Raw genomic sequence first — 16,304 nt, 5'->3', positions numbered from 1 at the left:
GCTCATGAGCGAACACTTCGGCACACTTTCCGACGGCACACAGGTCCTTCGCTGGACTCTGGAGCGCGGGGACGTTCGGGTACGGGTGCTGTCGTACGGCGGGATCGTGCAGTCGCTGGAGGTGCCGGACCGGGACGGGCACCGGGCGAACGTGGTGCTGGGGTTCGCCGACCTGGAGGGGTATCTGACCCACCCGGGGCCCTATCTCGGCGCTCTCGTCGGCCGGTACGCCAACCGGATCGCGGGCGGCCGCTTCCCCCTGGACGGCCTGACGTACGCGCTCGATCCGAACAACGCGCCCAACTCCCTGCACGGCGGCGAGCGCGGCTTCGACAAGCGGGTGTGGGACGCGACGCCGGTCGAGCACGGTGTGCGCCTGAGCCGGGTCAGCCCGCACGGCGAGGAGGGCTTCCCGGGGCGTCTCGAAGTCTCCGCGACCTACACCCTGGAGGCCGACGGGGCGCTGCGGATCGCGTACGAGGCGGTGACGGACGCGCCGACCGTGGTGAACCTGACCAACCACAGCTACTTCAACCTCGCCGGGGCAGGCTCGGGCAACGCGGGCGGCCATGAACTGCGGCTGGCCGCGGCCCGGTTCACACCGGTCGACGCGGATCTCATCCCGACCGGCTCCCTGGACGAGGTGGCGGGCACCCGCTTCGACTTCCTCCAGGCCCGGAAGGTCGGTGCCGGGTACGACCACAACTTCGCGCTGGACAAGGGGGTGACGGGGAGTGCGGAGGAGGTCGCGGAGCTGTACGACCCGTCGACCGGGCGGGCGCTCACGGTGGCGACGACCGAGCCCGGGCTCCAGCTGTACACCGCCGACCATCTCGCCGAGCCCTTCGCGCCGGGCGACGGCATCGCGCTGGAGACCCAGCACTTCCCCGATTCCCCGAACCGGCCGGAGTTCCCGAGCACGGCGCTCAGGCCGGGTGAGGTGTTCCGTTCGGAGACGGTGTACGGCTTCTCGGCCCGCTGAGGTGTCGCAGGTAGCCCCGGCCCGGGCGTCAGGACCCGGACCGGAGCTGTTCCTGGGGTACTTCTCCCGGATCAGACGTTAATCGTCGCGGTCACTCGGCGGTCGGTGATCGAGCGGCTCACCTGGATCTCGTACGAACCCTTCACAAAGGTCCACGAATTGGTCGTCCCGTCCCACGTCTCGAACGCCCGGCGCGGGATGTCGATCACCGCTTCGGCCGTCTCCCCCGGCCCCGCCGCCACGCTCGCGAAGCCGGCCAGCCACCGCGCCGGGCGGCCGACGTCGGGCTCGGTCGGCGCCAGGTAGACCTGCACGACCTCGCGCCCCGCGCGCTCGCCGGAGTTGCGGACGCGGACCGTGACCGTGGTGCCCTCCACCTTGGCGGACTCGTAGAGCCACTCGGTGTAGCCGAGGCCGTGCCCGAAGGGGTACGAGGGGACGCGGCCCGCCTTCTCCCAGGCGCGGTAGCCGATGAAGACGTCCTCGGTGTAGGCGAGTTCGCCGTCCGCGGGGACGACCTGGGTGACGGGGGCGTCGGTCAGCGAGCCCCAGGTGGTGGGCAGCCGACCGCCGGGCTCGTGCGCGCCGGTGAGGACGTCGGCCAGGGCGGCGCCGCCCTCCTGCCCGGGGAACCAGCTGAGCAGCACGGCCGCGACGTCCTCCCGCCACGGCAGCTCCACCGGGGAGCCGGAGTTGACGACCACGACGGTGCGCGGGTTGGCGGCGGCGACGGCGCGGACCAGATCGTCCTGGCGGCCGGGCAGGGTCAGGTCAGCGCGGTCGAAGCCCTCGGACTCGACGCGCTCGGTGGTGGCGACCACGACGACGGCCGTGTCGGCGGCCCGGGCGGCCCGGGCGGCCTCGGCGATCAGCTCGTCGGGGTCGCGCTGCGGTTCCTGGTGGGAGAGCGTGAAGGCGACGACCTTCATGGGGATGTCCGCGGCGAACTCGACGACGTAGGTCAGGGAGACCTCGACCGGTTCGCCGGCGGTGAGTTCGGGCCGGCCGTGGGCGACGGGGGCCCCGAAGAAGGTGATGAAGGGGTCGTCCTTGGCGGGGCGCTGGTCGTCGTCGAAGTACGTGGTCCCGTCGACGGTGAGCTTGAAGGCGCCGATGCCCTTGATGCCGAAGGTGTGCGCGCCGGTGTCGCGCGGGGTGAAGGTGCCGGTGAGCTCGACGGTGTGCAGCGTCTCGTGGGTCACGCCCTCGGGGAGGTCGTCGCCCATCCACTGGAGCTGGCCGCTCGGGGCGGAGCCGGTGCCGATGACGTTCCCGTCGGCGTCCCGGCACACGGCCCGCAGCTCGAAGCCCTGGTCGGCGACGCCGAGTTCGGTGTTCGGGTCGGCGCCGACCGAGTAGGTCAGGGCGCCCTCGGGGAGGGCGGCGGTGAGGCCGTCGAGCGGGGAGACGATCCGGTCGGGGAAGACGGTGGCGGAACCGCCGCCGAGGACCCGGGCGTCGCGGGCGGCGGCGCCGACGAGCGCGACGGTGCCGGCCGGCCGCAGCGGCAGGGCGCCCTGGTTGCGGACCAGGACGAAGGAGCGGCGGGCGATCTCGCGGGCCAGTTCCGTGCCGTCGACGGTCGCGGGGAGGTCGGTGACGGCGGGTTCGGCGCCCGGGAGGATGCCGACGCGGGCGGCGAGCCGCAGGACGTTGCGTACGGCGTCGTCGACCCTGGCCTCGGCGACCTCGCCGTTCCGTACGGCCCGGGCGAGGGGCTCGCCGTAGACGGTCTGCGGGCCGGGCATGGCGGCGTCGAGGCCGCCCTCGATGGCGCCCTTGGCCGAGCGGGCGGCCATCCAGTCGGAGACGTTGTAGCCGTCGAAGCCCCATTCGCCGCGCAGGACCTCGTTCACGAGGTACCGGTGCTCGGTCATCGTCGTGCCGTTGACCGTGTTGTAGGCGGTCATGATGCCCCAGGGGTGGGCGTTCTCGACGATGATCTCGAAGGGCGCCAGGTACAGCTCGCGCAGGGCGCGTTCGCTCACCCTGTTGTTCACGGTGAAGCGCTCGGTCTCGGCGTCGTTGGCGACGAAGTGCTTGACGGTGGTGCCCACGCCGCCGGACTGGACGCCGTTGACATAGCCGGCGCCGATCGTCCCGGTCAGATACGGGTCCTCGCTGTAGGCCTCGAAGTGCCGCCCGCCGAGCGGGGAGCGATGGAGGTTGACGGTCGGGGCGAGGAGCACATGGACACCCTTGCGGCGGGCCTCCTGGGCGAGCAGCACACCTGCCCTGCGGGCGAGTTCCGGGTCCCAGGCGGCGGCGAGGGCGGTGGGTGAGGGCAGCGCGACGGACGGGTCGTCGGCGGTCCAGCGCACGCCTCGGACGCCGATCGGGCCGTCGGACATCACGAGGGACTTCAGGCCGATCTCGGGGAGCGCGGGCAGGGTCCAGGTGTCCTGGCCGGAGAGCAGCCGTGCCTTCGCGTCGAGGTCGAGCCGGGCGAGGGCCGCCTCGACGGCCGCCTCGCGCGCTTCGTCGGCCTGGGTGCGGGTTCCCGCCATCGCGGTGCCTCCTCGTTGAGTCCGGAGCTGTGCCTGCCCCCATCCTGCATCGGCTACCTGTAGACCGGTAGGTTTCGTTATTTTGCTGTTATATATTCAGTACGACGATGTCGTACGGTGACGCCATGAACGCGAGGGTCAGAAGCGAGGAGCGGCGCGCCGAGATCGTCCGGGCGGCCCTGGAGGTGATCGCGGAGCGCGGTTACCGGGGGGCGAGCCTGGCCGCGGTCGCGGAGCGGGTCGGTCTGACGCAGCAGGGGCTGCTGCACTACTTCCCGACCAAGGACGCCCTGCTCGTCGCCGTGCTCCAGGAGCGGGACCAGTGGGACGCCGTGCCCAACACCCGGTGGCGGATCGACCTTTTGGCCTCGCTCGTCGAGTACAACGCGATGCGGCCCGGCATCATCCAGACCTTCTCGGCGCTGCTCGGCGAGAGCGTCACGGAAGGGCACCCGGCGCGCGCGTACTTCACCGAGCGGTACGCGGACGTCCGCGCGAGCATGGCCGAGGTGCTGCGCGCCGAGTACGGCGACCGGCTGCCGAACGGACTGACACCGGAGCGTACGGCTCCGCTGCTGGTCGCCGTCATGGACGGTTTGCAGTACCAGTGGCTCCTGGACCCCGAGTCGGTGGACATGCCGGGCGCGTTCCGGGACTTCCTCGGACTGCTGGGCGAGAACCCGACGGATCCGGCCTGACGGCGAGGACGGGACGGGGACGGGACGGGGACGGGGGGTCCTTCCACCATGGCGTGGACCACTCCCGTCACGCGATACTTCCGGCGTCCCGCACCACGCTCCCCCACCGTGACGGAAGGACCGTAACTGCCTTGAACTGCATACGCGTCAGGACCGGCGTTCTCGGCTTGGCCCTGCTGGCCGGCCTCTCCGTCCCCACGACAGCGGCGGCCGCCGAGCCGGCGAGCGCTCCCGCGCCGACCGTCGAGGAGCAGCGTCTCGACCGGGCGGCCCCGCAGGAGATCCTGCGCCGCTCCGGATTCGACGCCCCGGCAACGGAGTTCGCCGACGAGCTCGCCGCCGCGCGCTCCTACGCGCAGGCCCGGCGCCTCGTCGTACGGGAGGGGTCGGCGCTGTGGCGGCGGGCCGTCGACCGGGCGCAGGGGCGCGGGGCGGCGGGCGGTGATCTGAGCCGGGACGACGATCGGCCGTTGTACTGGGCGCGGTTGTCGATGACGCGTGAGGTGCGCACCCTGGAGCCGGCGTTCGGGCTGAGCGAGGGGCAGCGGGGGGCGCTGCTGGACACCTTGGAGCGGACCTCGCGTGGGCAGAGCGACATCCGGTACCCGCGCGGCGGGCTCAAGCGGGTGCTGGTCACCGGCTTCGACCCGTTCACCCTCGACCGCGACATCCGTATCTCCAACCCGTCCGGGGCCACCGCGCTCGCCCTCGACGGCACGGTGATCGAGACGGCGCGGGGCCCGGCGCGGGTGGAGACCGCCGTGTTCCCGGTGCGCTGGCGGGACTTCGCCGAGGGGACGGTGGAGCGGACGCTGCGGCCGTATCTGAAGCAGGTCGATCTGTTCACGACCGTGAGCCAGGGGCGCGTCGGCCGGTTCGACGTCGAGCGCACCAACGGGGCCTGGCGGGGCGGCTTCGGGGACAACGACAACATCGGCCGCACCGAGACCGTCCCCGTCACCGACCCGGCCTCGCAGCCGCAGTGGACGTCGACGACCCTGCCGTACGAGGACATCGTGGCCGCGGACACCGGGCGTTTCCCCGTGTACGACAACACGAGCGTGACCGAGATCCCGGCGGGCGGCACGCAGGCCGTCGTACGCCCCGACGGGCGGACAGCCGGCTCGACCGCGCGGGCCGGGGGCGGCGGGGACTACCTGTCGAACGAGATCGCCTACCGGGCGACGTTGCTCCGGCACCGGCTGGGGCTGCACGCCACGCTGCCGGGCGGACATGTGCACACGCCGGTGCTGCAGTTCGGGGCGGACAACACGGACCCGGCCTCGGGGTCGGTGACCGACCCCGAGTTCGTGCGCAACCGGCTGGACATCATCGCCCAGGTGCGGACGATCCTGAAGGTGGCGGCGGGCAGCCCGGTCACCAGCTGACGGTCTCTCCGACGGGCGCGGGCGCCGCTTCTTCCTCCCGGGTCTCCTCCCCGAGCAGCTCCCGCGCCATCAGCGTCGCGCCGGCGACCGCGCCCGGCATCAGGAACACCGCGACGAACGGCACCAGGAAGACCGCGGCGAGCGGGGCGCCGAAGCCCCAGACGAGGGTCCTGCGGGAGCGGAGCAGGGCGAGACGGTCACGGAGTTCGACGCGGCGGCGCTGGAGGGCGACCGCCGTGAGCTCCTCGGTGAGGAAGAAGCCGGTGACGACGACACCGACGACGGGTACGACCGTCTGGCCGACGACCGGAATGAAACCGAGGGCGAAGAGCAGCACGCCCCACACGGCGGCGCGCAGCACGATCCGCAGGCTGTCGCGGCCCGAGATCCACAGCTCGCGCCAGAGCGGCAGGCCGGACTCGGGGGCCGTGCCGTCCGGGGAGACGTCCCGGTCGACCTTCTCGGAGAGGTTCTCGTAGAAGGGCTGGCCCAGCAGGAGCGTGACCGCGGTGAAGGTGACCACGGACAGAAGCAGGCCCAGGGCGAACAGGACGGCGGTGAGGAAGCCGCGGAAGAGGCCCTGCCAGGGGCTCGACCAGTCGTCGGCGAACGGCGTCGACCAGGACACGAAGTCCTGTCCCCAGAGCGCGAGCGCGACCAGCGCGGCCGTGTACAGCACCAGGGTGATCAGCCCGGGGATCAGCCCGAACCCGAACTGCTTCCCGTGCCGGGCCACCCACCGCTGGCCCTTGAGGAGGTACCTGAACCCTGTCCCGAGATCGCGCATGGAGGAAACTCTAGTCGGGCCGTGTCACACGACCGTCACGGCCGTTTCGACACCAGGTCACCGCCACGACGGTCGCTCCCAGAATCCCCTTCCGGCCCTGGCGGGATGCGCCATCCGGGGCATCCGTGACACCAACTCCCTCTTGTTGCGGTTGAGTCGAACAGGTACACCTCGCCGTACCGATCTTTGGAAGTTCCGGAGGAGGTACGCGTGCACCACACGAGAACCGTTCCTGCGAGACCCGTTCTGCTCACCGCCCTCGCCCTCACCACGGCGGGCTCCCTGCTCCTCACCCCGCACACCGCGACCGCGGCGGATCCCCGGCCCCCGGTCCACCGCGAGGCCGCGCTCGACCTGGAGGCGGCGCGGACACCCGCGAGCGCCGCCCGGCGGGCCCTCGGCACCGACGGTTCGGCCGCCGAGGCGATCGGTGACGACAGCCGCGGCTACCCCCGTCGGCAGGTCCTCACTCCCGACCCCGAGAACCCGGCCGACAAGTCCCTCAAGCTGGGCCTCACCCCGTACCACGCCATCGCGCCGCGGCTGAACGCCCTCCAGGCCCTCGGCGACCGGGTGAGCGTCGAGGTCGCGGGGCGCTCGGCCGGCGGGCACCGGCTCTACCTCGTCACCGTCACCGCCCCCGAGACCGCCCGCCAGGCCCGTGCCCAGGCACGGATGCGCGAGCTGATCGAGGGGGCGCCTGCCCTGGCCGCCAAGTCGCCCGAGATCAAGCGGACCTACAAGGCCCCCGTCTTCCTCAACAACAACATCCACGGCAACGAGTGGGAGGGCACCGACGCCTCCCTCAGGCTCATCGAGCGGCTGGCCACGGCCGAGGACGCCCGGACGCGCGACCTGCTCTCCCACAGCCGCCTGTACTTCAACATCACGGCCAACCCGGACGGCCGTATCGCCGGGACCCGCGCCAACGCCAACGGCTTCGACATGAACCGGGACTTCGTCACCGCCTCGCAGCCGGAGGTGCGGGCGATGCGGCAGATCATGGTCGACAAGCAGCCTGCCGTCATGCTCGACCTGCACGGCTACGTCAACGGCACCCTCATCGAGCCCACCACTCCCCCGCACGGCGAGAACTACGAGTACGACCTGTTCCTGAAGAACACCTACGCCAACGCGCTCGGCATGGAGGCCGCCGTCAACGGCCTCGGCTACACGCCCGAGAAGGACGACGTCCAGCCGGCGCAGATCCCGTTCCGGGACCAGGAAGAGGGCTGGGACGACTGGCCGCCGATCTTCACCCCGCAGTACGCGGCCTTCCACGGCACGGTCGCCGCGCACACGGTGGAGATCCCGCTGACGGTGAACAACCGCGCGTACGACACCCTGCCCGTCACCGAGCTGCGCCGCCGGGCCGCGATCAACGTCGACGTGGCCGGGGCCGCCCTGCGCGCCACCCTCGACTTCGTGCGGTCGAAGCGCGCCTCGCTCGTCGCCGACCAGATCGAGGTCTTCCGGCGGGGAGCCACGGGCGCCGCGCAGGTGCCGGTGTCGGCGCGGACCGTCCCGGGCGTCCCCGGCATCGGCCCCGAGGACGTCTACACGACGGCCTTCCCCCGCGCCTACGTCATCCCGGCCGCGGGCACGGCCGCCGCCCGCCTCGTCGACCACCTGCTCGCCAACGACGTGCGGGTCACCCGCGCGACCCACTCCTTCCGGCTCGCCGGACGGACGTACGCCAGGGGCTCGTACGTCGTCGACATGCACCAGCCCAAGCGCGGGCTCGCGAACGTGCTCCTCGCGGACGGGCGGGACATCAGCGACCGGGTCTCCGCGATGTACGACATCTCCGGCTGGAGCCTCGGCCGGCTGTGGGGCGCGACGGTGGAGAGCCTGCCGCGCCTGCCGTACGGCGGTGTCCTGCGCCCGGTGCGGGCGGCGTCCTCGGTCGCGTACGTCGCCCCGCGCGGCGACCTCCGGCTGCGGCTCGACGACCCGAACGAGGTCGCCGCGCTCAACTCCCTGCTGCGCGAGGGCGTCGAGGCGCGCCGGGCCGCCGACGGCAGCGCGATCGTGCCGGGCTCGGCGCGGCGGCAGGCCGTGGCGGCCGCCCGCGCGTACGACGTGGCCTTCCACGCCACGAAGCTCACCGGCACCGCCCCGCTGCACCGCACCCGGGTCGCCGCGGCCGTCACCGCGGGCGAGCTGTTCGCGCTGCGTGAGATGAACTTCGAGGTCACGCCGGTCTCGACGGAGGTGCTGAACGCCGGGTTCGACTGGTCGGCGGTGGATGTGCTGTTCGTGTCGGCGGGGCTCGACCACGCCGATCTGAATGCCGGGGCCCGTACGGCCCTCGACGCCTTCCTCGGCGGACACGGTCTGGTCGGCCGCGGTGCCACCGGTGCCGCGCTCAACTCGGCGGCCGGGCCGCTGGCGGCGAAGGCGGTCGAGGGCAACGGGGACGCCAACGGTGTCGTACGGGTGCGGAACTCGGGCGGCGTTCTCACGAGCGGCGCTCCGGACCACGGTTTCGTCTACGCGCCCGTGTGGTTCACCGACCTGGGCCCGGACGTGCGGGTCGAGCAGGTGTACGGGACCGGGAACCCGCTCGTCTCCGGGCACTGGCGGCCGTCGCAGGACGGCTCCGGCGGGCCGGCGGACGCGGCGGGCCGGGCCTCGGTGGTGAGCGGACCGGGAGCCGTCCTGTTCGGCACGGAACCGCTCTTCCGGGACCATCCGAAGGGGGAGTTCGCCCAGGTCGGACGGGCGTTGTTCAGCATGGCGAGGACCAGTGGCAGCAGCTGAGGAGAGCGGATGACGCAAGGGATCCATGGCACCGTCGCGGACGGCTTCGAGGCCGTACGAGATGAGTTCGCCGCGTTCGTGGCGGGGGAACCGCCCGACTACGAGGGCCAGTTGTGCGCGTACGCGCACGGCCGCAGGGTCGTCGACCTGTGGGCCGGTGACGGGTGCGAGGCCGGCTCCCTCTACGGCGTGTTCTCCTCCACCAAGGGCGCCGCTCACCTGGTGGTGGCGCTTCTCGTGCAGGAGGGGACACTCGAACCGGACCGCAAAGTGACGTACTACTGGCCGGAGTTCGGGGCCGAGGGCAAGGGTGCGCTGACGCTGCGCGATCTGCTCGCCCACCGGGCCGGGCTGGTCGGGCTGGACGCCGGGTTCACCAGGGACGAGCTGGCCAGCGACCGAGCGATCGCCGAGCGGCTCGCCGACCAGCGGCCGTTCTGGCGCCCCGGCACGGCGTTCGGCTATCACGCGCTGGTCCTCGGCGCGCTGACCGGTGAGGTCGTACGGCGTGCCACCGGCCGTACCCTCCAGGAGGTGTACGAGGAGCGGGTGCGGGCGCCGTACGCCCTGGACTTCCACCTCGGGCTGCCCGAGGAGCTGGAGCCCCGTTTCCGCTCCGCGCTGCCGATGGCGCCGACGCCGGAGCAGCGGGCGGTGCTGGACTCGGTGCCGCAGGGGCCGCACACCCTGTCGTCGATCGCGTTCAACACGCATGTCCCGGAGCCGGGCACGGTGGTGGACTACGCCAACTCCCGTGCCGTGCGCGCGGGCGGGCCCGCGTCGGCGGGCGGTGTCGCGTCCGCGCGCGGGCTCGCCGGGATGTACGCGGCGGCGATCAGCGAGCTGGACGGGCGGCCGCCGCTGCTGAAGCCGGACACGATCGCCGAGGTCGGGCAGATCCATTCGGCCGGGTACGACCTGGTGACGCGGGCCCACCGGTCGTACGGCCTGGGCTTCCAGGCGACGGCGGACGCCTGGTACCCGTTCCTGGGCGCCGGCACCTTCGGTCACGGCGGCATCGGCGGCTCCCAGGCGTTCGCGGATCCCCGCGGGGGCCTGGCGTACGGCTACACACGGCGCCGTTGCGCCTTTCCGGGCGGGGCGGCACCGGAGAACGAACGGTTCGTGCGGGCCGTTCACTCGGCGGCGCTCGCGAGCTGAGGCACCGCGCGCGACGCACCGCGCACGACAGAGGCCGCACCCCACGTCCAGGGGTGCGGCCTCCGCCGTAGCAACGAACCGTGTCAGAAAGGCGTCACGGTTCAGACCAGCGTCACCGTGATGTTGCCGCGGGTCGCCTTCGAGTACGGGCAGACCTGGTGGGCCTTCTCAATGAGCCCCTTGGCGATCTGCTCGTCGACGTTCGGGATCTCGGCGGAGATCTCGACGATGATGCCGAAACCGTCGTCGTTCCTGCCGATGCCGACCTTCGCGGTGACGGTCGAGCCGGAGATGTCGGCCTGCTCCTGGCGGGCGACGACGCCCAGGGCGCCCTGGAAGCAGGCGCTGTAGCCGGCCGCGAACAGCTGCTCCGGGTTGGTGCCGGCGCCGCTGCCGCCCATCTCCTTGGGCGGGTTCACGACGACGTCGAGCTTGCCGTCATCGGTGGCGACCCGGCCGTCGCGGCCGTTCTCGGCGGTGGCGACGGCGGTGTACAGGACGTCGGACTGCTGGATGGACATGCGGTGTCTTCCTCCTCGGTCCGCCGCGACTCGCGCCCACGATCGCGAACGGAATTCGGAAAGAAGTTACCGCATGCCGGAAATCCAGCACAGACCTGAGTCTGAGCGGACCTGCGCCCGCCGGGAGAACTACAGCTTGACGATCATCTTCCCGGTGTTGTCGCCGCGCAGGACCCCGAGGAACGCCTCCAGGTTGTTCTCGATGCCCTCCGCGAGGGTCTCGCGGTACTTGAGCTGCCCGGAGGCGACCCAGGGCCCGACCTCCTGGACGAACTGCGGCTGGAAGTCGTAGTGGTCACCGACGAGCAGGCCCTCGATGCGGCCGCGGGTCGCGATGAGGCGGGCGAGGTTCTTCGGGCCGGGGGCCGGCTCGGTGTTGTTGTAGACCGAGATCATGCCGCAGATCGCGATCCGGCCGTGCACGTTGAGCTGCCCGATCGCGGCCTCGAGGTGGTCGCCGCCGACGTTGTCGAAGTAGACGTCGATGCCGTCGGGGGCGGCCTCGCGCAGCTGCTCGCTCACCGACCCGTCCTTGTAGTTGAAGGCGGCGTCGAAGCCGTACTCCTCGACGAGGAGCTTCACCTTCTCCTCGGACCCGGCGGAGCCGATGACCCGGGAGGCGCCCTTGAGCTTGGCGATCTGGCCGACCTGGCTGCCGACGGCACCGGCCGCGCCGGAGACGAAGACGACGTCGCCCTCCTTGAAGGAGGCGGTGCGCAGCAGACCGGCGTAGGCGGTGAGGCCGGTCATGCCGAGGACGCCGAGGTAGGTGGACAGGGGCGCGGCGTCCGGGTCGACCTTGACGGCGTTCTTCGCGTCCACGGCGGCGTACTCGCGCCAGCCGAAGAAGTGCAGGACATGGTCGCCGACGGCGATGCCCTCGGCGTTGGACTCGACGACCTCGCCGACGGCGCCGCCCTGCATGACCTTGCCGAGCTCGAAGGGGGCGACATAGGACTTGGCCGACGACATGCGTCCGCGCATGTACGGGTCGACGGAGAGGTACTTGTTCCGTACCAGCACCTGACCCTCGGCGGGGGTCGGCATCTCGGCCTCCACCAGGGCGAAGTCTTCCGCCTTGGGCCAGCCGACGGGGCGGGAGAGGAGGTGCCATTCGCGGTTGATCATGGGGGGTGCCCTTCCGACGTACTGCGGTTGTGCCGCGTGCATTTACTTAAGCCACTGAAACAACCATGCTCCTGAATATTTCATGATGTCAAGTAACGGGGTTACCCTGAGAGCATGGCCACCCCACACAAGACCCGCCGCCCCGATGAGCTGACCCTCGAAGTCGTCGACCTCATCGGCTCCGTCGTGGCCCGCTACCACGAGGAGTACGAGGGGGCCGCCGCCGAGCACGCGCTCACCGGCGCCCAGGCGCGGCTGCTCAGCCTGCTGGCCCTGGAGCCGCTGCCGATGCGGAAGCTGGCCCAGCGGCTGCGCTGCGAGCCGTCGAACGTGACGGGGATCGTGGACCGCCTGGAGACCCGGGGTCTGGTGGAGCGGCGCCCGGACCCGGCGGACCGCCGTGTGAAGCTGGCGGCGGCGACGGACGAGGGCCTGCGGGTGGCCCGCAGCCTGCGGGACTCCCTGCGGTTCGCCCGGGAGCCGCTGGCGGGGCTGTCGGACGAGCAGCGGCTGACCTTGCGGGACCTGCTGCGGCGGATGCTGGGCGTGGACGTCTAGGACGGGCCCGGGAGCTGTCCGGGGCGCCACTTGCGGGTGGCCTGGCCCGGGGTGAGGATCGGAACGTGGTGTTGTACCGCTCGGGCATCCATAAGGGGTGTGATGGGCGTGAAGGCGCGCTCCGTCGGAGGGGGCCACGGCGATGTCACGGTGACGGGGGTGACGCCGGACGGCGACCCGGTGCTCGCCGCCCGGCTCACGGTGCCGACGGTCCCGGCAACGTTCGTACGCAGGGCCCGGCTCGTCGAGCAGCTGACCGAAGGCGACCGAAGTCCGCTGACCCTGGTCAACGGTCCCGCGGGCGCGGGCAAGACCCTGCTGGTCGCCGACTGGATCACGGCCTGTGAACCGGGGAGCTTCGCCTGGCTGACCGTGGAGCCACAGGACAGCGCGCCCGGAGTCTTCTGGTCCTACGTCCTGCACGCCTTCCGGCGCCACGGGGTCGCCCCGCCCGACTCCGTCGGCAGCCCGGCCCGGCCCGGCGAGGTGGACCACTCGCTGCTGGCCCGGCTGGCGGCCTGGCTGAACGAACGGGACGGCCGGGTGATCCTCGTCCTGGACGAGTTCGACCGGGTGGCCGGCTCCGCCGCGGTGGCCGACGAGCTCCAGTTCGTGCTCCGCCACGCCGGCGACGGACTGCGGCTGGTGGTCATCAGCCGCACGGAGCCGCTGCTGCCCCTGCACCGCTACCGGGCCGCCGGTGAACTCGTCGACATCCGCGCCGACGACCTCGCGTTCCGCGCCGAGGAGACCGCGGCCCTGGTCGACCGGCACGGGCTGCCCCTGTCGGCCGAGGCCGCGCGCATGCTGACCGAACGCACCGAGGGCTGGGCGGCGGGGCTGCGGCTGTGTGCCCTGGCCGCGCAGCGGGCCGACGACCCGGAGAGCTTCCTGAAGGACTTCGAGGCCGGGCACAGCACCGTGGCCGACTTCCTGCTGGGCGAGGTGCTGCGCGCCCACCCCGCCGAGACCCAGGACCTGCTGCTGCGCACCAGCATCCTGGAGAAGACCCACCCGGATCTGGCCAACGCCCTCACCGGGCGGGAGGACGCGGAGCCGGTCCTGGAGGAACTCCAGCGGACGAACGCTTTCGTCGAGCCCATCGGGCGTTCGTGGTACCGCCTGCACTCGCTGTTCGCCGAGATCCTCAGGGTGCATCTGCGGGTGCGCCACCCCGGCCTGGAGCCGGAGCTGCACCGTACGGCCGCCGCGTGGCTGAGCAGGGCGGGCCTGCTCGACGAGGCACTGGGGCATGCGGCGGACGCGGGTGACTGGGAGCTCGCCGCCACCGAGCTCGTCGGCCATCTGGCGATCGGCCGGCTACTGACCGGCCTGGCCGCCGAGCGGCTGGACGTGCTCTTCGCCCGGATGGCGCCGGAGGCGTCCGGGCCCGCCCCCGACCTGGTGCGCGCGGCGCGCGAGCTGGCCCACCACGACGTCGACCGGGGTGTCGCGTATCTGCGCCGCGCCGAGGAGAACCTGCCGGGCGGCGACAGCGACGACGCCGCGGCGGTGCGGTTGACCTGTGCGGTGCTCCGGGTGCTGGCCGCCCGGGTGGCGGGCTCGGCGGACCTGGCCGAGACGGCGGCGAGGGACGCCGCACAGGCCGAACACACCCTCCCCGCCGACCGGTTGGAGCGGAGCCCGGAGCTGACGGCCCTGATGCTCACCGACCTCGGATCGGCGCAGCTGTGGGCGGGCCGCTTCGATGCCGCGCGCACCACGCTGTCCGCCGCCGTCGCGGCCGCCCAGGGGCTCTCCACGGCCTTCGCCCGGCACGAGGCTCTCGGCAGGCTGGCGCTGATCGACTTCCTGCACGGCCGGCCCGGTCAGGCCGAGGCTCATGCCCGGGGGGCGATCGCCGAGGCGGAGCAGTCGGGGCTGCCGGTGTCCGACCGGACCGGGATGGCGCAGCTCGTGCTGGCCGCCGTCGCCATCGACCGCGACGATCTGACGGCCGCCGAGGGCCATCTCGGCCAGGCCGCCGCCACGTCCGCCGCCGCCCGCGATCCCATCGTGGCCGTGGAGCTGGCGATCCTGCGCTCGCGGATGCTGGTCGCGCGGGGGGACTCCCGGGCGGCTCTGGCGGCGCTCGACGACATGGCGAGGCAGCCCCTGGTCTCCGCCGAGCCCTCCCCGTGGGTGAGCGACCGCATCGCCATGGCCACGGCCTCGGCGCATCTGGCCGACGGTGATCCGAAGGCGGCGGTCAAGGTCTTCGAGGAACAACCGCTGCACAGCCCGGAGAGCCTGGCCGCCGAGGCCCGGGCACGGGTGGCCGCGGGCGACAGCGAACGGGCGCTGGGCATCCTCGACGAACTCCCCGAGCCCGGGAACCGGGGACCGGTGATCGACGTGTGGGTGCTGCTGACCCGTGCGCAGGCCGTCGACGCGCTCGGTGACTCCGTCGCCGCGGAGAGCCTGCTCCCGCGGGCCCTGGCGGCCGCCCGTCCGCATCACCTCAGACGGCCGTTCCTGGAAGCCGGGCCGTGGCTCAGGCGGCGGCTGCTGGAGCGGCCCGCGCTCGCCCGGGAACATGCCTGGCTGGCCGGCACCCTCGCGCCGCGGCCCGCCGCCCCACGGCACCGGGAGGAGTCCGTGGGCCCGCGCCCCGAGCCGCTCAGCCCGCGGGAACAGGACGTCCTGGAACGGCTGGCCGAGCTCATGTCCACCGAGGAGATCGCCGCCGACCTCCATCTGTCGGTCAACACGGTGAAGACGCACCTGAAGGGCATCTACCGCAAGCTGGCCGCCACCCGGCGCGGCGAGGCGGTCCGCCGGGCCCGCGAGCTCGGACTGCTCTGACTCCGGCTCCGGCTCCGGCTCCGGCTCCGCGGACCACGGCCGCCGCTCACCTCGTCGGGGTGATGCCACCTGCCGCCCGGGTCGCACAGCATGAGGGCATGCGCTACGAGATCCGTGTCGACGGACAGATGTCGGAGGAACTGACCACGGCGTTCCCCGAACTGGACTCCTTCGTCGTCCCCCACCAGACCGTGCTGTACGGCAAGGTCGACGACGAGGCCCATCTGTACGGCCTGTTGATACGGTTCCAGTCGCTGGGCCTGCACATCGTGGAGTTCCGCCGGCTGCCGGAGTGAGCCGCCGGTCGCGGGCGGCCGTACGGCTCAGCCCGCCAGCACCTTCTCCTTGGCCCGCTCGTACTCGGCGTCGGTGATGTCGCCGTGGTCGTGCAGCCCGGCCAGCTTGGCCAGTTCGTCCGCGCGGGTCGCCCGCATCGCGCCGCTCTCCGGGACGTCGGCGGCCGCCTTCTGGACGTAGGAGCGGAACGCCTCCTCCTGGCGCTGCATCTGGCGCACGTCACGCTCGCCCATGCCGCGCCCACGGGCCATCAGGTAGACGAAGACGCCGAGGAACGGCAGCACACAGACGAAGACCGTCCAGCCCGCCTTGCCCCCGCCGCTCATGGTGTCGTCGCGGAAGATGTCGCCGATGACCCGGAACAGCAGCACGAACCACATGACCCAGAGGAAGAACCAGAGCATGGTCAGGAACGCGTTGAGCAGCGGATAGTCCACTGTTGCCTCCAGATGCCGGCCGCCGTGGCAGCACGGCGGCACTCCAAGCCTGATGGCTCCACGCTGCGCCTGTCGGCCCGGGACGGCATCACCCGAATCGGGTGGGGTGTCGCTGTCCGTGGCAGCGCGGCCGTCGGGCGCGGCGCCGGGCCGACCAGCCGGAAGGCCCCGTGCCGTCGGCGCGCCCGGCGCCGCGGGTTTCACCTGTCAGGGGTGAAGTCCCGCCCCGGGCACGCTCGAACGATGAAGGTGAGCCGTCCCAGGAGCGCATC

General features: G+C 72.3%; 13 protein-coding genes. 8 read left to right on the top strand and 5 right to left on the bottom strand.

Annotation, left to right across the window (positions count from 1 at the left end; all coding sequences use genetic code 11):
• The first annotated feature begins 4 nt into the window (after positions 1 to 4).
• Complete coding sequence (locus ACFU95_RS16485; RefSeq protein ID WP_383827706.1) at positions 5 to 982, top strand: aldose epimerase family protein; 978 nt, start codon at positions 5 to 7, stop codon at positions 980 to 982.
• Between the two features lie 71 nt (positions 983 to 1,053).
• Here ACFU95_RS16485 and ACFU95_RS16480 read toward each other — a convergent pair whose 3' ends face one another.
• Entirely contained in the window at positions 1,054 to 3,489 is a 2,436-nt protein-coding gene (locus ACFU95_RS16480) for a glycoside hydrolase family 3 protein (protein ID WP_383827704.1), read from the bottom strand.
• Between the two features lie 107 nt (positions 3,490 to 3,596).
• Between ACFU95_RS16480 and ACFU95_RS16475 the strand changes: the two genes are divergently transcribed.
• Both ACFU95_RS16475 and ACFU95_RS16470 read left to right on the top strand, forming a co-directional pair.
• On the top strand, positions 3,597 to 4,187 hold the full coding sequence (locus ACFU95_RS16475; protein WP_383827702.1) for a TetR/AcrR family transcriptional regulator: 591 nt from the start codon (positions 3,597 to 3,599) through the stop codon (positions 4,185 to 4,187).
• 131 nt (positions 4,188 to 4,318) lie between these two features.
• Positions 4,319 to 5,575, top strand: coding sequence for a pyroglutamyl peptidase (locus ACFU95_RS16470; protein WP_383827700.1), 1,257 nt, complete (start codon positions 4,319 to 4,321; stop codon positions 5,573 to 5,575).
• Here the strand turns inward: ACFU95_RS16470 and ACFU95_RS16465 are convergent.
• Positions 5,565 to 6,362, bottom strand: a complete 798-nt coding sequence (locus ACFU95_RS16465) for an EI24 domain-containing protein (RefSeq protein WP_383827698.1) — start codon at positions 6,360 to 6,362, stop codon at positions 5,565 to 5,567. The genes ACFU95_RS16470 and ACFU95_RS16465 overlap by 11 nt on opposite strands.
• A gap of 210 nt (positions 6,363 to 6,572) precedes the next feature.
• Between ACFU95_RS16465 and ACFU95_RS16460 the strand changes: the two genes are divergently transcribed.
• Positions 6,573 to 9,125 carry a M14 family zinc carboxypeptidase gene (locus tag ACFU95_RS16460; protein WP_383827696.1) on the top strand — a complete coding sequence of 851 codons (2,553 nt, stop codon included), beginning with the start codon at positions 6,573 to 6,575 and terminating at the stop codon, positions 9,123 to 9,125.
• Between the two features lie 9 nt (positions 9,126 to 9,134).
• Complete coding sequence (locus ACFU95_RS16455) at positions 9,135 to 10,286, top strand: serine hydrolase domain-containing protein (protein ID WP_383827694.1); 1,152 nt, start codon at positions 9,135 to 9,137, stop codon at positions 10,284 to 10,286.
• Positions 10,287 to 10,387: 101 nt separating this feature from the next.
• On the opposite strand, the gene ACFU95_RS16450 is transcribed toward ACFU95_RS16455, so the two are convergent.
• Both ACFU95_RS16450 and ACFU95_RS16445 read right to left on the bottom strand, forming a co-directional pair.
• Positions 10,388 to 10,807 (bottom strand): organic hydroperoxide resistance protein, encoded by a 420-nt coding sequence (locus tag ACFU95_RS16450; protein WP_383827692.1) that lies wholly within the window; start codon positions 10,805 to 10,807, stop codon positions 10,388 to 10,390.
• Between the two features lie 129 nt (positions 10,808 to 10,936).
• On the bottom strand, positions 10,937 to 11,935 hold the full coding sequence (locus ACFU95_RS16445) for an NADP-dependent oxidoreductase (RefSeq protein WP_383827690.1): 999 nt from the start codon (positions 11,933 to 11,935) through the stop codon (positions 10,937 to 10,939).
• A gap of 114 nt (positions 11,936 to 12,049) precedes the next feature.
• Here ACFU95_RS16445 and ACFU95_RS16440 point away from each other — a divergent pair, with 114 nt between their 5' ends.
• The 3 genes from ACFU95_RS16440 to ACFU95_RS16430 all read left to right on the top strand — a co-directional run bounded on the left by ACFU95_RS16440 (position 12,050) and on the right by ACFU95_RS16430 (position 15,594).
• Positions 12,050 to 12,493: a MarR family winged helix-turn-helix transcriptional regulator gene (locus ACFU95_RS16440; RefSeq protein ID WP_383827688.1), complete on the top strand. Its 444-nt coding sequence runs from the start codon at positions 12,050 to 12,052 to the stop codon at positions 12,491 to 12,493.
• 102 nt (positions 12,494 to 12,595) lie between these two features.
• Positions 12,596 to 15,298 (top strand): LuxR C-terminal-related transcriptional regulator, encoded by a 2,703-nt coding sequence (locus tag ACFU95_RS16435; protein WP_383827686.1) that lies wholly within the window; start codon positions 12,596 to 12,598, stop codon positions 15,296 to 15,298.
• A gap of 98 nt (positions 15,299 to 15,396) precedes the next feature.
• Positions 15,397 to 15,594: a hypothetical protein gene (locus tag ACFU95_RS16430; RefSeq protein WP_383827684.1), complete on the top strand. Its 198-nt coding sequence runs from the start codon at positions 15,397 to 15,399 to the stop codon at positions 15,592 to 15,594.
• Positions 15,595 to 15,621: 27 nt separating this feature from the next.
• Here ACFU95_RS16430 and ACFU95_RS16425 read toward each other — a convergent pair whose 3' ends face one another.
• Positions 15,622 to 15,999 carry an SHOCT domain-containing protein gene (locus ACFU95_RS16425; protein WP_383827860.1) on the bottom strand — a complete coding sequence of 126 codons (378 nt, stop codon included), beginning with the start codon at positions 15,997 to 15,999 and terminating at the stop codon, positions 15,622 to 15,624.
• Between the last annotated feature and the right edge of the window lie 305 nt (positions 16,000 to 16,304).

Source organism: Streptomyces sp. NPDC057623 (assembly GCF_042800355.1).
In the GTDB taxonomy this organism is placed as follows: domain Bacteria; phylum Actinomycetota; class Actinomycetes; order Streptomycetales; family Streptomycetaceae; genus Streptomyces.
This window is presented reverse-complemented; position numbering and strand designations above follow the sequence as displayed.

What these genes read in the sequence shown, in the direction of transcription:
- ACFU95_RS16485 (WP_383827706.1), top strand. Translation starts at nt 5, where the DNA reads ATGAGCGAACACTTCGGCACACTTTCCGACGGCACACAGGTCCTTCGC.
- ACFU95_RS16425 (WP_383827860.1), bottom strand. Translation starts at nt 15,999, where the DNA reads ATGCTCTGGTTCTTCCTCTGGGTCATGTGGTTCGTGCTGCTGTTCCGG.
- ACFU95_RS16430 (WP_383827684.1), top strand. Translation starts at nt 15,397, where the DNA reads ATGCGCTACGAGATCCGTGTCGACGGACAGATGTCGGAGGAACTGACC.
- ACFU95_RS16455 (WP_383827694.1), top strand. Translation starts at nt 9,135, where the DNA reads ATGACGCAAGGGATCCATGGCACCGTCGCGGACGGCTTCGAGGCCGTA.
- ACFU95_RS16445 (WP_383827690.1), bottom strand. Translation starts at nt 11,935, where the DNA reads ATGATCAACCGCGAATGGCACCTCCTCTCCCGCCCCGTCGGCTGGCCC.
- ACFU95_RS16480 (WP_383827704.1), bottom strand. Translation starts at nt 3,489, where the DNA reads ATGGCGGGAACCCGCACCCAGGCCGACGAAGCGCGCGAGGCGGCCGTC.
- ACFU95_RS16440 (WP_383827688.1), top strand. Translation starts at nt 12,050, where the DNA reads ATGGCCACCCCACACAAGACCCGCCGCCCCGATGAGCTGACCCTCGAA.
- ACFU95_RS16435 (WP_383827686.1), top strand. Translation starts at nt 12,596, where the DNA reads ATGGGCGTGAAGGCGCGCTCCGTCGGAGGGGGCCACGGCGATGTCACG.
- ACFU95_RS16465 (WP_383827698.1), bottom strand. Translation starts at nt 6,362, where the DNA reads ATGCGCGATCTCGGGACAGGGTTCAGGTACCTCCTCAAGGGCCAGCGG.
- ACFU95_RS16475 (WP_383827702.1), top strand. Translation starts at nt 3,597, where the DNA reads ATGTCGTACGGTGACGCCATGAACGCGAGGGTCAGAAGCGAGGAGCGG.
- ACFU95_RS16450 (WP_383827692.1), bottom strand. Translation starts at nt 10,807, where the DNA reads ATGTCCATCCAGCAGTCCGACGTCCTGTACACCGCCGTCGCCACCGCC.